General features: G+C 63.3%; 11 protein-coding genes. 6 read left to right on the top strand and 5 right to left on the bottom strand.

Features of this window, described 5'->3' with window-relative positions; genetic code table 11:
• The first annotated feature begins 33 nt into the window (after positions 1-33).
• Positions 34-891, top strand: coding sequence for an AraC family transcriptional regulator (locus I6L39_RS00800; protein WP_216990756.1), 858 nt, complete (start codon positions 34-36; stop codon positions 889-891).
• A gap of 55 nt (positions 892-946) precedes the next feature.
• A complete protein-coding gene (locus I6L39_RS00795; protein WP_042074337.1) occupies positions 947-2,641 on the top strand; it encodes an NAD-dependent malic enzyme in 1,695 nt (564 codons plus the stop codon).
• A gap of 72 nt (positions 2,642-2,713) precedes the next feature.
• On the opposite strand, the gene I6L39_RS00790 is transcribed toward I6L39_RS00795, so the two are convergent.
• From I6L39_RS00790 to I6L39_RS00775, 4 genes are all read right to left on the bottom strand, one after another.
• Positions 2,714-3,811, bottom strand: coding sequence for an OmpA family protein (locus I6L39_RS00790; protein ID WP_209793850.1), 1,098 nt, complete (start codon positions 3,809-3,811; stop codon positions 2,714-2,716).
• 227 nt (positions 3,812-4,038) lie between these two features.
• Positions 4,039-5,040 carry a porin OmpA gene (gene ompA / locus I6L39_RS00785; RefSeq protein ID WP_209793849.1) on the bottom strand — a complete coding sequence of 334 codons (1,002 nt, stop codon included), beginning with the start codon at positions 5,038-5,040 and terminating at the stop codon, positions 4,039-4,041.
• A gap of 412 nt (positions 5,041-5,452) precedes the next feature.
• Positions 5,453-6,472, bottom strand: coding sequence for a porin OmpA (ompA, locus tag I6L39_RS00780; protein ID WP_042074342.1), 1,020 nt, complete (start codon positions 6,470-6,472; stop codon positions 5,453-5,455).
• Positions 6,473-6,780: 308 nt separating this feature from the next.
• Entirely contained in the window at positions 6,781-7,374 is a 594-nt protein-coding gene (locus I6L39_RS00775; protein ID WP_042074343.1) for a hypothetical protein, read from the bottom strand.
• Between the two features lie 257 nt (positions 7,375-7,631).
• Here I6L39_RS00775 and I6L39_RS00770 point away from each other — a divergent pair, with 257 nt between their 5' ends.
• A complete protein-coding gene (locus I6L39_RS00770; RefSeq protein ID WP_010673503.1) occupies positions 7,632-7,898 on the top strand; it encodes a DNA-binding transcriptional regulator in 267 nt (88 codons plus the stop codon).
• Positions 7,899-8,093: 195 nt separating this feature from the next.
• Complete coding sequence (locus I6L39_RS00765) at positions 8,094-9,455, top strand: sodium-dependent transporter (RefSeq protein WP_042074344.1); 1,362 nt, start codon at positions 8,094-8,096, stop codon at positions 9,453-9,455.
• Between the two features lie 62 nt (positions 9,456-9,517).
• Here I6L39_RS00765 and I6L39_RS00760 read toward each other — a convergent pair whose 3' ends face one another.
• Entirely contained in the window at positions 9,518-10,381 is an 864-nt protein-coding gene (locus I6L39_RS00760) for a patatin-like phospholipase family protein (protein ID WP_209793845.1), read from the bottom strand.
• 376 nt (positions 10,382-10,757) lie between these two features.
• Here I6L39_RS00760 and I6L39_RS00755 point away from each other — a divergent pair, with 376 nt between their 5' ends.
• Both I6L39_RS00755 and I6L39_RS00750 read left to right on the top strand, forming a co-directional pair.
• The gene (locus I6L39_RS00755) at positions 10,758-11,810 is read left to right on the top strand and encodes an efflux RND transporter periplasmic adaptor subunit (RefSeq protein WP_042074347.1); all 1,053 of its coding nucleotides are present in this window, start codon (positions 10,758-10,760) and stop codon (positions 11,808-11,810) included.
• Positions 11,810-14,962, top strand: coding sequence for an efflux RND transporter permease subunit (locus I6L39_RS00750; protein WP_216990755.1), 3,153 nt, complete (start codon positions 11,810-11,812; stop codon positions 14,960-14,962). The genes I6L39_RS00755 and I6L39_RS00750 overlap by 1 nt, the downstream gene beginning before the upstream one ends.
• Positions 14,963-15,119 lie beyond the last annotated feature (157 nt).

Genomic DNA, 15,119 nt, shown 5'->3' with positions numbered 1-15,119 from the left:
CTTTCTTGTGTAAAACTATCCTGTTGAGGTGCTATGCCATTTGTCAGCGAGTGTCTGGAGATTGCCCCGGCCTGCGAGGAGCGGATGCTGGGGCGCGAAGGTCTGCCCCTGCTCGGGGAGGCGGGGATCTTCCTGACCGGGCTCTCCCAGCTGCGGGATCACTATCTGATCCGTCGCAACAGGCCCGAATTCCACATCCTGATGGTGAGTCACGACGAGGGGGGCATGCTGCTGACCGAGGCAGGGGAGCAGCCGATCCCGGCCGGGGCCCTGGTATTCCTGCCGGCGGCCGTGCCGGGGGGGCTACGCCTCGCCGGGGAGCGCTGGCAGATCAGCTGGATCCTGCTGGACGACGTGCCGCGCTGGCACCACTTGCATCGGCTCGGCCATCGCATCTGGCAGGGGGAGGAAGGGGATCAGCTCTATCACCTGCTCAGTCTGATGCAGGGGGAGGGGGTCCGCTCGCCCCTGCAACCCCAGCTGCTGAGCCTGCTGCTGGCCCTGCTGGACCGCACCCTGCAAGGGGAGGTGCGCGGCACCCCGGAGCTGCGGCTGCAGGCGCTGTTTCGCCGGGTGGAGGCGCGCCTGGACGAGCCCTGGAGAGTGGCCCTGCTCGCCGAGCAGATGGCCTGTTCCGTGCCCCACCTGCACCGTCTCTGTCAGCAGGCGTTCGGCATGGGCCCCATGGCCTGGCTGACCCAGCTTCGCATGAACAAGGCGCGCCAGCTGCTGCTCTACACCAACTGGCCCCTCGGCGAGCTCGCCAGCCGGGTCGGTTACAGCGACGGAGCCAACTTCGCGAACCGCTTCCGGCGCCTGACTGGTCAGACCCCTGGGGCCTTTCGCCGCCTGGGTCGCAAACCTTTCGCAACAGACATGCAAACCCTTTGAAATTGTTGGCTCAAGCCCATAGGATCGGCGGGCCACACAGTCAAGGTACAGATCCATGTTTGAAGACAATAATCAGAAACGTCCCCTCTACATCCCCTACGCAGGTCCGGCCCTGCTGGAGACGCCCCTGCTCAACAAGGGCAGCGCCTTCACCAGCGAAGAGCGCAGCAGCTTCAACCTGGAAGGCCTGCTGCCCCAGAACATCGAGACCATCGAAGAGCAGGCCGAGCGCGCCTACCGCCAGTTCATGGCGTTCGGCAACGACATGGACAAGCACATCTATTTGCGCAACATCCAGGATACCAACGAGACCCTGTTCTACCGCCTGCTGAACAACCACCTGACCGAGATGCTGCCGGTCATCTACACCCCGACCGTGGGCAAGGCGTGCGAGGAGTTCTCCAACATCTATCGCCGTGCCCGCGGGCTGTTCATCTCCTATCCGGACAAGGACAGGATCGATGACATGCTGCAGAACGCCACCAAGCAGAACGTCAAGGTGATCGTGGTCACCGACGGCGAACGGATCCTGGGTCTCGGGGATCAGGGCATCGGCGGCATGGGCATTCCCATCGGCAAGCTGTCCCTCTACACCGCCTGCGGCGGCATCTCGCCCGCCTACTGCCTGCCGGTGGTGCTGGACGTGGGCACCAACAACCAGCAGCTGCTGAACGACCCCTTCTACATGGGGTGGCGCCATCCGCGCATCTCCGGGGAGGAGTACGACGAGTTCGTCGATGCCTTCATCCAGGCGGTCAAGCGTCGCTGGCCGGACATCCTGCTGCAGTTCGAGGACTTCGCCCAGGGCAATGCCACTCCGCTGCTCAACCGCTACAAGGACGAGCTGTGCTGCTTCAACGATGACATCCAGGGCACCGCTGCCGTGACCCTCGGCAGCCTGATCGCAGCCTGCAAGGCCTCCGGCGCCAAGCTCTCCGAGAAGCGGGTCGCCTTCCTCGGCGCCGGCAGCGCGGGCTGCGGCATCGCCGAGCAGATAGTGGCGCAGATGAAGGCCGAAGGGCTTACGGATGCCGAGGCGCGGGGCCGGGTCTTCATGGTGGACCGCTTCGGTCTCATCACCGACAAGATCCCGAACCAGCTCGACTTCCAGCGCAAGCTCTCCCAGCCGCTGGAGCGGATCAAGGAGTGGCCGGTGGGGGACAACATCTCCCTGCTGGAGGTGATGGAACACGGTCGCCCGGACATCCTGATCGGGGTCTCGGGCCAGCCCGGCCTCTTCACCGAGGAGGTGGTCAAGACCATGCACAAGCACTGTGCCCGCCCCATCATCTTCCCGCTCTCCAACCCCACTTCCCGGGTGGAGGCCACCCCGGCGGATCTCATCCGCTGGACCGACGGCCAGGTGCTGGTAGCCACCGGCAGCCCGTTCGCACCGGTGGAGTACAAGGGCAAGCGCTATGTCATCGCCCAGTGCAACAACTCCTTCATCTTCCCGGGAATTGGCCTTGGCGTCATCGCCTCCGGCGCCAACCGGGTGACCGATGCCATGCTGATGTCGGCCAGCCGCGCCCTGGCGGACTGCTCGCCCCTGGTGAAGGGGGAGGAGGGCTCCCTGCTGCCGGATCTGGCGGACATCCACCGGGTCTCCCGCTACATCGCCAAGATGGTGGCCAAGACCGCCATGCTGCAGGGCAAGGCGGTGCAGACCCCGGATGATGTGATCGATCAGGCCATAGAGGCGAACTTCTGGCGTCCGGAATACCGCCGCTATCGCCGCACCTCGTTCTGAGCGGGGGAGCCACCGCAAAACAGAAGGGATGCATCAGCATCCCTTTTTTGTGCACGGCGGCCGAGGGAGGGGTTATTGGGCCGGCTGCTCGGCGGCCGGCTCGGTGACGGCTTCTTCAGGGGCGGGTTCGGCAGCAGGTTCGGCGGCCGGCACGGACTGCACGCCGGTGACCCGCACCTCGACCCGGCGATCCGGGGCCAGGCAGTCGATGAGGGCGGCCCTGGCCTTGACGGCATCACACTGGGTGCCGGTGACCGGGTTGCTCTCGCCATTGCCCTGAATGCTGACCTTGTCGGCAGGCAGGCCCTTGCCGATGAGGAAATCGGCCACGGTGCGCGCACGGGCCTCGGACAGCGCCTGGTTGTTGGCGTCGGAGCCGATGCGGTCGGTATAGCCCATCACCAGGGCGTTGCCATCCTTGGGTTTGACGTCGACGATCTGCTGGTAGAGATCGTCCAGGGCGGCCATGCCTTCCGGCTTGAGCTCCGCCTTGCCGAAGGCAAACAGCACGTCAGAGCTCAGGTTGAAGGTCTGATCCACCGGTTCGGGGGCCGGCGGCGGGGCCACCACCATGGGGGCCGCCACCGGCACGGCGGCGACGGTGCGGTTGGGGTGCAGCACCAGCTCTATGGTGGCGGTGCTGATGTCGCTGACCCAGCGCTGGGTACCGCTGCCCACCTTGTCGTTGTCCGAGTCATCTCCCACCCGCACCATGTAGCGATAGCGGGCCTGGATGTCGATCCAGTCGTGCAGCCTGGCGGTCATGCCGAGTCCGGCCAGCGGCGCCAGGTTGTCCTCGCTGCCGTTGATGGACTTGACGCTGTAGAGGTAGCCGCCACCCTCGGCAAACACCGAGAAGATGTCGTTCAATGGCAGGCGGCCCAGGATCGACAGGGTCGCCCCCTGGTTGCTGAATTCGTGACCATTGACGTCCCAGTCCCCGCCCGAGAGATAACCCAGTTCGGCCCCCAGGTTTTCGGTGAAGTTGTAGCCGGCGAAGGCGTTGTACGCGGTGTCATCGTTGCTGACATCCTTGCTGAAGTCATCGAGATCATGGGCCCATGCCCAGCCTGCCCCCGCGCCTATATACCAGTCGTGAACAGGTGCCGCCTGTGCCGCTCCCGTCGCCAATACCAGTGCAATCCATACCGGTTTCAGTCTAATGTTCATCGCGTTTCCTCGTCGATGTTGGGTGTTATAGGGCTCCCAGCCCTTTGTTATGTATAACCAACATTATGTATAGGCCATATGAGACGTTTAACCACTTAAGTGGCGACCCCGTATGGAAAATCTGTGAGGAAGGTGACAACTGTTTTGCCCCGGAACAGGGGTGGGAAGGACTGGTTGATGAACAAAAAGGGGCCGAGTGGCCCCTTGTTTGGTTGCGGGTAGCCCGCTTACTGCTGGACTTCCTGCACGCCGGTGACGCGCACTTCGACGCGGCGATCCGGTGCCAGGCAGGAGATCAGCTGGTTCTTGCCCTTGACGCCGTCACACTGGGTGCCGGTGACCGGATTGGCTTCACCACGGCCCTCGATGGAGACCTTGCCCGCCGGCAGACCCTTGCCGACCAGGAAGTCGGCCACGGTGCGGGCACGGGCTTCGGACAGCTTCAGGTTATAGGCGTCGGAGCCGATGCGGTCGGTGTAACCCACCACCACGGCGCTGCCGTCTTTCGGCTGGACGTCGACGATCTGCTGATACAGGGTGTTGAGCGCCGCGGTTCCTTCCGGCTTCAGGGTGGACTTGCCGAAGGCAAACAGCACGTCTGAGCTCAGGGCGAAGCTCTTGTCGACCATGACGGGCTCGGGAGCCGGCTCGGGAGCCGGGGCTGCCACAGGTGCTACATAGGCTTTGCGGTTCGGGTGCATCACCAGCTCCAGGGTGGCGACGCTCATGTCGGTCTTCCAGGTCTTCTGATCGTCGCCCAGATCCCAGATGTAGCGATAGCGAGCCTGCAAATCGAGCAGATCGGTGAGCTTGGCGCTCAGGCCCAGACCGGCCAGCGGCGAGGTACCGTTGTCGCTGTCACCGTTACCGTTGACGTGATTGAAGTAGGCACCGCCTTCGGCGAACACGGAGAAGATGTCGTTCATGGGCAGGCGGGCGATACCGGACAGGGTCCCACCCTGGGTCTTGAAGTCGACGCCGTCGACGCCACCCTTGCCGGCATAGAGATAGCCCAGCTCGGCGGCAAAGTTTTCGGTGAAGTTGTAGCCGCCGAACAGGGAGATCGCGGTGGCGTCCTTGTCGGCATCCAGGCCGAAGGAGTCCAGGTCGTGGCCATATGCCCAACCTGCCCCCATGCCTGTGTACCAGTCGTCAGCCGCCTGGGCCGTGGTGGTTCCCATGGCTGCAATAGCCAGAGCAATCAGGGTTGGTGCCATTTTCATTTTCATCGTTTTATCCTCGTTGAGTTGCCGTGCTAAGGGCGTACTGCGCACTCTTTGTTATACCGGTCGCAGATGACACTTCATGTGCGACACCGTGAACACGTCACGGACGGCTTGAATAAAAAAATGGATGGTAACCTGGATTCTCATGAAGCTTATTCTCCATGGACAACGCACCGGGCATTCAGCACTTTTAATAGTTCATCCAATGTCTTACAAGCGCAGCTACTGTATTCTTTTGAATCAGCTTGATCAAGTTTCCGGTCAGATATGCAGCGCTGGCGCCGGTACCATGGGGCTACCGCCAGAGCGGGAAGAGGGGAAGAGGTGAGACAGGGGATGTCGCCGGGGAAAACGCCAGACAAGCAAAAGGGGATGCAGTGGCATCCCCTTTTCGCATTATCTGAGCGAGGTCAGATTACTGCTGAACTTCCTGTACGCCGGATACGCGTACTTCTACGCGACGGTCCGGAGCCAGGCAGGAGATCAGCTGAGCCTTGGCCTTGACGCCGTCACACTTGGTGCCGGTGACAGGGTTGGCTTCGCCACGACCTTCGATGGCAACCTTGCTGGCAGCCATGCCCTTGCTGACCAGGAAGTTGGCAACGGTACGGGCACGGGCTTCAGACAGCTTCTGGTTGTAAGCGTCGGAACCGATGCGGTCGGTGTAACCAACGACAACGGCGTTGCCGTCTTTCGGCTGGAACTCGACGATCTGCTGGTACAGGGCGTTCAGGGCTTCCACGCCTTCGGCCTTCAGGCTGTCTTTGCCAAAGGCAAACAGCACGTCGGAGTTCAGGGCGAAGTTCTTCTCAACGATTTGCGGAGCAGGAGCCGGAGCTTCTTCAACAACCGGAGCCGGAGCCGGCGCTACGTAGGAAGTGCGGAACGGGTGGTAAACGGCTTCCAGGGTCGCAACGCTCTGGTTGGACTTGTAGCGTACGTCGTCGGCGTGCAGGTCAGCCACGTCCCACATGTAGCGGTAACGAGCTTGCAGGTCCAGCGCGTCGTTGACCTTGTAGGTCACACCGACACCGGCCAGCGGGGATACCTTGGTATCGCTGGTGCCCAGACCGTCGGTGTGGCCCCAGTAGGCGCCAGCTTCACCGAACAGGGAGAAATCGTTGCCCAGCGGCAGACGAGCGATACCGGACAGGGTGGCACCCTGGCTCTCGTAACGGTTGCCGTTGGTGTTGCCACGGCCGGTGTATTGGTAGCCCAGCTCGGAACCGAAGTATTCGTTGAAGTTGTAACCAACGAAGGCATTGGCAGCAGCCGCGTCTTCTTCACCAGCGTTCACGCCTTCGATCTTGTTCAGACCGTTGAAGTGAGTCGCACCAACACCGGCACCGAAGTAGATGTCGTCAGCGGCGTGCGCTGCAGTTGCACCCATGGCAGCCATGGCGATGGCGATCAGGGAAGGAGCCATTTTCATCATAAAATAATCCTCGTTGAGATGGCACGTTGTCCACGTGCTTCGCACTTTGTAATTTATGTAAGCTGCTGGCTCTGTCGACCAACGACCGTTGGCGCGAACAGGGATCCTAGATCCATCCAGGAGGCACGCATCTGGGTGCACAAGTGAGCGGGTTGCACTGTCGACAATGCACGAACTCCGCCACGAACAGCCGATGTCATTCCGATGACGTGGCGCACTTTATGCCCATTTCAAAACATGATCAAGCTCACAGATAACCCATGGGGCAAATTGTGTCGTATGGATAACTGGCTGTTTCTTCGAATTTATTAGTGATCCAAGTAGGCGCGGTGCAGTTTTTTCTCAAGCTTCATATAGGCCTGAGCCCAGGCGTGCTGCGGGCTTGCGCCTGCCACCCTGGCCGAGAAGACCGCGAGATAATCGGCCTCGGTTGCTTCGCATAGCAAGGGGGTGAAGCTGAGCAAGAAATGGCGGGCGAGATAGGGGTCGAGGGGCCAGATATTGAGGATGGCCCGCGCCACAGGCTGAACGGCGGCTGAACAGATGAAATGGAGGTGACCGGCAGCCAGCCAGGCTTCCATCTCGTGCAGACCCAGCTCGGGCACTATGCCGCCATCCCCTTTGGCCTTCGCGAGCGCCATCCGGTTACCATTTTCCAGCCTCAGGGTGCCATCTTCCTGCAGGACTCCGTCGTGGCTGCGCAGCCCCGACGTCGCCGGGCATTCGAGATAGAGGCTGCACTTGTCCGAGAGGGCCGCCAGCACGGTGGCCGCGTCGTGCTGCATGGCCGCGGGCAGCCAGAATGCCTCGGCCCGGGTCTGCTGGCCCTGGCTGAGTTGACGGGGGAGGGATGCGGGATCCGAATCCGGGTGGAGACGGGAGATGATGCCGGGAAATGCCATGCTGATGACTCTCTTGGAAATAATCGGCGAATTATACGAGCGATGGCCGGGCAACCGGAAAGGTTTCTTTTCGAGACTGTTTACCTGAAGCGGCTCTGCGATTACCATCCCCGAGGTTTGTTAGGGTTGTCGTCGAAAGACGCTGATTATAGATAGAGGCTCGACCATAACGAGTCCGTTCAAAACTGATACACTTGACTACGAGTCGTCGCGAAAAATAAAGGTGGAGTCAATCCGCCGAACGGAGTATGGAACACATGAATTCAAATATCGTAACTGTTGGCAAGAAGATCCGTCAGATCCGCGAAGCGGTAGGCCTGAGCCGTCCCAAGTTTGCCGATCTGCTGGGCGTCCCCCCAACCACCCTGAAGAACTATGAACTGGGTTACCGTGAAGTCGGAGGCGCCTTCCTGGTCGCCCTGGCTCATCACCCGGATCTGCACAAGTTCACCCTCTGGCTGCTGGCCGACAAGAAAGTCGCCGAAATCGGCCAGATCGGTCCGGACGATATTGCCAAGGCTTGATGGCCTGAGCCTTGATAAAAATGCCGCCCTGGAGGCGGCATTTTTTATTTTTCAAAACAGAGGCTTGTTTAAATAAATACGGCGTTATGTGCGATGTGTGGCGATTTCAGCGAAATCAGCTTGTGGAACTGGATTAATCCCCGGAATATTCCGACCCTTTGAATTCAGGCCACTGCTGCGTACAACGAGACAAACATGAGTCAAACCACATCCAAGGCCAGAGATGGCTTTACCAGTACCTTTGGCGTGCTGGCCGCGACCCTGGGGTCGGCCGTCGGGCTTGGCAACATCTGGAAGTTCCCCTACCTGACCGGGGAGAACGGCGGCGCCGGCTTCCTGCTGGTCTATGTCATCGCCACCCTGTTGGTGGGGCTGCCGGTGATGATCTCCGAGATCATGCTGGGGCGTCAGGCCAAATCCGATGCGGTGAGCGGGCTCATCAAGCTGGCGCCGAAGGGACAACCCTGGTGGCTGATCGCGGCCATGGGGGTGAGCGCGGCCTTCCTCATCATGTCGTTCTACTCCGAGGTGGCGGCCTGGGTGTTTGCCTACATCTTCAAGGCGGCCAGCGGGGATATCCTCTCGACCGATCCCGCCGTGACGGGGGCGGCCTTCAACGCGCTCATCACCAATCCGCTGCAGAGCCTGCTGTGGCAGTGGCTGGTGCTGGCCCTGATGGGGGGCATACTGCTGATGGGGGTGGCCAAGGGGATCGAGGCGGTCACCAAGCGGCTGATGCCGCTGCTCTTCATCCTGCTGCTGGTGATAGGCATCCGCAGCCTGACCCTGCCGGGGGCGAGCGAGGGGCTGGACTTCCTGTTCTCCCCCGATTTCTCCAAGGTGACCGCAGGCGTCGTGCTGACGGCCATGGGACTGGCGTTCTTCAAGCTCTCCATCGGCATGGGCTGCATGATGACCTATGGCAGCTACTTTCGGGATGACCAGCACATTCCCCTGACCACGGTCCGGGTGATGTGCGCCGATCTCTTCGTCTCCATGTTGGCGGGGATCGCCATCTTCCCGGCGGTGTTCGCCTTCGGCTTCGAGCCGAGCGCCGGCCCCTCCCTGCTGTTCATCACCATACCCGCGGTGTTTGCCAGCATTCCGTTCGGTCACCTTTTCATGGTGCTGTTCTTCGTGCTCTCCGCCATCGCGGCCACGGGGGCCATGCTCTCCATCCTGGAGGTGCCGGTCTCCGTGCTCTCCGAGCGTTTTCACATGAGCCGCAGAAGGGCCACCCTGATCAACCTCTTGGTGCTGGGGGCGGTCGGGTCGACCTGTGCGCTCTCCAACAGCACCCTGGCGGATGTGCAGATCGCCGGCAAGACCTTCTTCGATCTGTTCGACTTCGTCTCCTCCAACGTGCTGATGCCCCTTGGCGGCATCTTCCTCTGCCTGTTCGTCGGCTGGGTCTGGGGCTTCGAGCGGATGAAGACGGCGCTGACCAATGGCGGCGAGCTGGAGCTGCCCATCCTCAAGCCCCTGTTCTTCATCATCCGTTACGTGTCGCCCCTGCTGATCCTGATCGTGATGCTCAAGGGGCTGGGGCTGTTCTGACCCCGAGGCCCGGACAGCAAAAGAGCGCCTGATGGCGCTCTTTTCATTGGCATCCCTGGGCGTCAGAGCAGGCCGAGCCGGGAGAGTTCCTCCTTGAGCTGATCCAGGCTGCGCTCGACACAGGCCTCCCCCTCGTTGATGGCGTCGCTGGCGCGGTGGAAGTCCATGATGGAGAGGTTGCCGAGGCGAGGGCAGAGCTGGATCTCGGGGGGATCGCCGGCCATCCGGGCGCGGGTGATGCGCTCCTGCATGATGTTGATGGAGCCGGTCATCACCCCCCACATGCCGGGGGTACTGGGTTCGGTGCGGCCGAGCCATTGACTGAACAGCCCCCCCGGGGCGGGTTCGTCCGGCTCGTCCGTCCAGGGCTGGTGCAGGTCGGTGTTGAGGTTGACGGCGATCACCACCTCGGCCCCCATGGCGCGGGCGAGCGAGATGGGCACGGGGTTGACCACGGCACCGTCCACCAGCCAGCGGTCATCGATCCGGGTCGGGGTCAGGATGCCGGGCATGCCGCAGGAGGCGCGCACGCACTGGCGCAGGGGGCCCTGCTGCAACCAGATCTCGCGGCCGGTATCGAGTTCGGTGGCGACGCAGGCGAAGGGCAGCGGCAGGCTCTCGATGGCGGGATCCCCCAGATGGCCGGCGGCGATGCCGAACACCTTGTCACCGCGGAACAGGCCGCCGGAGAGGGCGGGGTCGAGCAGCCCCATCACCTGCAACCGGTTGAAACCACGCACCCAGTTCTCCAGTTTGTCCAGTTCGCCGGCGGCGTAGGCGGCGCCGACGAAGCTGCCGATGGAGCAGCCAGCCACCAGATCCGGCTTGACGCCGAGGCGCTCCAGCGCCCGTATGATGCCGATGTGTGCCCATCCTCGGGCAGCGCCGCTGCCCAGGGCCAGACCCAGGCGGGGTTTTCGTGCCACAGTGCGTCTCCTGATGTGAATTGGGGTTCCAGCTTACCCCGGCTTCTCCTGCCCGTCATCCTGCCAACTTTCGCGGCGATTGCGACCGTTGCCCTTGGCCTGATAGAGGGCGAGATCGGCGCGGCGAATGGTCTCCAACAGTGTGCACGAAGGGGGCTGGCGGCAATGGCCCAGGCTGAGCATGAGGCGCAAATCGGCCATCAGTGCAGGGCAGAACCCTCGTCATCGTCCCGGGAAGATGGTTTTTGATGATCTTCTCGCCAGACTGTTACGTTTTGTCACATTTATACATAGTCGCGGCATAGTCAGGGGGTAACATGGTGCCATCCTTGATGAAGCTCTTTCCCTTTCTCTCTTTGACGGCATGGATCCTGTGATGAAAACGCGCGTGTGGCTGTGGCTTTTCCCTCTTCTACTGTTGCTGGCGGCGGGCGCCTGGCACCTGCGGCGGGACGTCCCCGCCAGCAAGCCCGAGCCAAGACAGCTCAACATCAGGGCCGAAACCGTCAGGCAGAGCCTGGCCGAGCCCTCCATCAAGCTGGTCAGCAAGCTGGCGGCCAATCGCTCCGTGGTGGTGAGCCCCGAGGTGACCGGCCGCATCGTCAACATCGCGGTGCGATCCGGCCAGCAGGTGGAGCAGGGGCAGACCCTGATCGCCCTGGACGCGGGCAAGCAGCAGGCGGAGCTCGCCGAGCAGAGCGCCAGCGTGCGCGACGAGGCGCGCAAGCTGCGGGACATGCGCCGCCTGGTGGCGCGCGGCGCCATCACCACCTCCGAGCTGGAGGGGCAGGAGGCCACCGTCGCCCAGGCCCAGGCCCGGGTGGACGCGGCCCGTTACGAGCTCTCCCTGCGTACCCTGGCCGCCCCCTTCGACGGCACCGTCAGCCTCATCGACTTGAGCGAAGGGGCCCTGGTCAACAGCGGTGACGTGCTGCTGCACCTGGACGAGCTGGCGAAGCTGCGGCTCGATCTGGCAGTGCCCGAGCGCTACCTCTCCCTGCTGCGTCCCGGCATGGCGGTGACGGCGACCAGCTCCGCCTGGCCGGATCAATCCTTCTCCGGGGTGCTGGAGACCCTCGACAGCCGGATCTCCAGCGACACCCAGAACATTAAGGCGCGGGTCATCCTGCCCAACCCCGGCGGCCAGTTGCGCCCCGGCATGCTGATGAATGTGGCGCTCGAACTGCCGGCCCAGAAGATGACCCTGATCCCGGCCCAGTCGGTGGAATACGCCGGCGAGCAGCGCTTCGTCTATCGCCTGGAGGCGGACGGCCGGGTGAAGCGCGTGCCGGTGGAGCTTGGCGACACCCATGGCGAAGAAGTGTGGGTGCTCAAGGGGCTGAACGTCGGCGATCGCATCGCGGTGGAGGGGCTGGTGAATCTGCGCGACGGCGCCTTGGTACGGGATCTGGGCGAGGTGAAAGGCTGATGTGGCTCTCCGATATCTCAGTGCGCCGCCCCCTGGTGGCGGTGGTCATCAGCGCCCTGCTCACCGTGTTCGGCCTGGTGGCCTTTTCCAAGCTGACGGTGCGGGAGATGCCGGACGTGCAGACCCCGTCCGTCTCCATCACCACCACCTATGAGGGGGCGGCCCCCGAGGTGATGGAGAGCCAGGTCACCAAGCCCATCGAGGACCAGCTCTCCGGCATCAGCGGCATCAAGAACATCAACTCGGTGACCCGCAAGGGGCGCTCCTCCATCACGGTGGAGTTCAAGCTCGGCTGGAACATGCTGGAGGGCACCTCGGACGTGCGCGACGCCATCTCCCGCGCCCGGCCCAGGCTCCCGGATGACGCGGACGAGCCCATGGTGACCAAGGACAACGGCAACGGCGACGTGGCCATCTGGCTCAACTTCAGCAGCACCCAGATGGACCGCACCGCCCTGACCGATTACGCCAATCGCATGCTGGTGGATCCCCTGAGCCTGGTGGACGGGGTGAGCGAGGTGCAACTCTCCGGCGATCTGACCCAGGTGATGTACGTGCGGCTGCGCCCGGCCGACATGGCGGCCCGCGGCATCACTGTGGCCGACGTGCAGGATGCCCTCAAGCGGGAGAACATCGAGCTCCCTGGCGGCGAGATCCGCAACAACACCATGACCATGGCGGTGCAGATCGCCCGCCTCTATCACAGCGCCGAGGATTTCCGCTCCCTGCCGGTGACGACCGCCGCCAACGGCCAGAGCATCTATCTGGCGGACATTGCGGATGTCGAGGTGGGGGCCAAGAACGAAGACAGCGCCTACCAGCGCAACGGCCGCGAGAGCCTGGGGATAGGCATAGTCGCGCAGTCCACCGCCAACCCCCTGGCGGTGGCCCAGGGCATCGAGAAGAAGCTGGTCGAGATGCAGCGCTTCCTGCCCGAGGGGGCAAAGCTTGAGGTCGACTACGACTCCACCATCTTCATCAAGCAGGCCATCGACGAGGTGTACGAGACACTCGCCATCTGCGCCCTGCTGGTGGTCGCCGTGCTCTATCTCTTCCTCGGGCAGGGGCGTACCACCCTGATCCCTGCCATCACGGTGCCGGTCTCCCTCATCTCCGCCTTTATCGGCGCCTGGTATCTGGGCTTTTCCATCAACCTCATCACCTTGCTGGCGCTCATCCTCGCCATCGGCCTGGTGGTGGACGACGCCATCGTGGTGGTGGAGAACATCCACCACCACCTGCAGCGGGGGGAATCCCCATTGATGGCGGCCTGGCACGGCACCCGGGAGGTGGGCTTTGCCGTCATCGCCACCACCGCCGTGCTGGTGATGGTGTTCGTGCCCATCGCCTTCATGGAGGGCATGGTGGGCCGCCTCTTCACCGAGTTCGCCATCCTGCTCTCCTTGGCGGTGCTCTTCTCCTCCCTGGTGGCGCTCACCCTGACCCCGGCCATGGGCTCCTGGCTGATGCGTGCCGTGGACAAACCCAACGCCCTGACCGCCACGCTGGACAAAGGCCTCGGCTGGGTGGAGCGGCGCTATCGCGCCCTGCTGGGGGCCGTGCTGCGCCACGCCGTCTGGATGCCCCTGGTGCTGCTGCTCTGCCTTGGCGGCATCGGCGCCCTCTTTGGCAAGCTGCCCGCGAGCCTCACTCCCACAGAGGACAGGGGCGTGCTCTATGTGTTCGTGAAGGGAGCCGAGGGCACCAGCATAGAGCGGATGAAGCGCAACATGCAGCAGGTGGAGGCCGCCGTCCTGCCGCTGCTCGGCAAGGGGGTGGTGCAGGCGGTGAGCTTCAGCACTCCCGCCTTCGGCCGCGGGGGCGACCAGACCGGCATGGCCATCATCCAGCTCAGCGACTGGGCGGTGCGGGAGCAGACGGCCACCGAGTTCGGCCGTTCCCTGAGCGGGTTGCTCGCCGACATTCCGGACGTGATGATCCGCACCTTCCAGCCGGGCTTTCGCGGTGGCTCCACCGCCGCCGTGCAGTTTGTGCTGCAGGGCTCCGATTACGGCGAGCTATACCAGCAGGGGCTCATCTTGCAGCAGGCGGCGCGCCAGAGCGGGCTGATGCAGAGCCCGGATCTCGACTACGCCGAGAAGACCCCGGAGTTGCAGGTGACCATAGAGCGGGAGCGAGCCAGCCAGCTCGGCATCCCGGTCTCCACCATAGCAAGCTCCCTGCAGGCCCTGCTCGGGGGCGTCAGCCAGACCACCTATGTGGACAGGGGGGAGGAGTACGACGTCTATCTGCGCGCCAACCAGACCCAGTTCAACGGCATCTCGGATGTGAGCCGCATCTACCTCAAGGCCGCCAGCGGCGAGATGGTGAGCCTCTCCACCCTGGCCACCGTCACCCAGGTGGCCAGCCCCCAGCGCCTCAACCACTATCAGCGCCAGAAGGCGGTCACCCTCACCGCGGACCTGGCCCCCGACCAAACCCTGGGGGAGGCGCTCGACTTCCTGGATGGTTGGGCCGCGGATCATCTGCCCATCGGCATGTCAGTGGATTACGCCGGCGAGTCCAAGGATTATCGCGACAACCAGGGTGAGATGGCGCTGGTGTTCGGCCTGGCCCTGCTGGTGGTCTACCTGGTGCTGGTGGCCCAGTTCGAGAGCCTGCTGACTCCGGCGGTGGTGATGATGACGGTGCCGCTCGGCATCTTCGGCGGCCTGCTCGGCCTCTGGCTCACGGGGCAGGAGCTCAGCATCTACAGCCAGATCGGCATGATCATGCTGATCGGCATGGTGACCAAGAACGGCATCCTCATCGTCGAGTTCATCAACCAGCTGCGCCAGCGGGGTGAAGGGTTCGAGGAGGCGATCATCAAGGGGTCGGTGCGCCGTCTACGCCCCATATTGATGACCTCGCTCACCGCCATCATAGGTGCCGTGCCCCTGATGCTCTCCATGGGGGCGGGCTACGAGAGCCGGATGGCCGTGGGTACCGTGGTTTTCTTCGGGTTGTCGCTCGCGACCCTGGTCACCCTGCTGGTGGTGCCCGCCATCTATCACCTGATCGCCAGACGCGCGGGGATGACGGGGGCGCGGGACAGACTGGTGGACGAGGTACTGGCCACGGCAGCCCCGGCCAGCCCGTCCCCTGTGCAGGGGGAAGACGTCCCCGAGGGGCGGGACAAACCGGCGGCCTAGCGTGCCGACCCGCAGTGGCAACAAACAGGGCGCCCATGGGTGCCCTGCTTGTTGATTAAATCTGAGTTTGTCACGCCGACCCGCGGGGCCGGCTCGAAGCGGCCCTTTCCCCTCGCGTTCTGTGGGGGCAAAAAGCCGTCGCCCCCGCCTGGCTCTG

Source organism: Aeromonas sp. FDAARGOS 1409 (assembly GCF_019048705.1).
Taxonomy (GTDB): Bacteria; Pseudomonadota; Gammaproteobacteria; order Enterobacterales; family Aeromonadaceae; genus Aeromonas; species Aeromonas sanarellii.
Note: the sequence above shows the minus strand (reverse complement) of the source record. Positions and strands in the feature narration are given on the sequence as shown.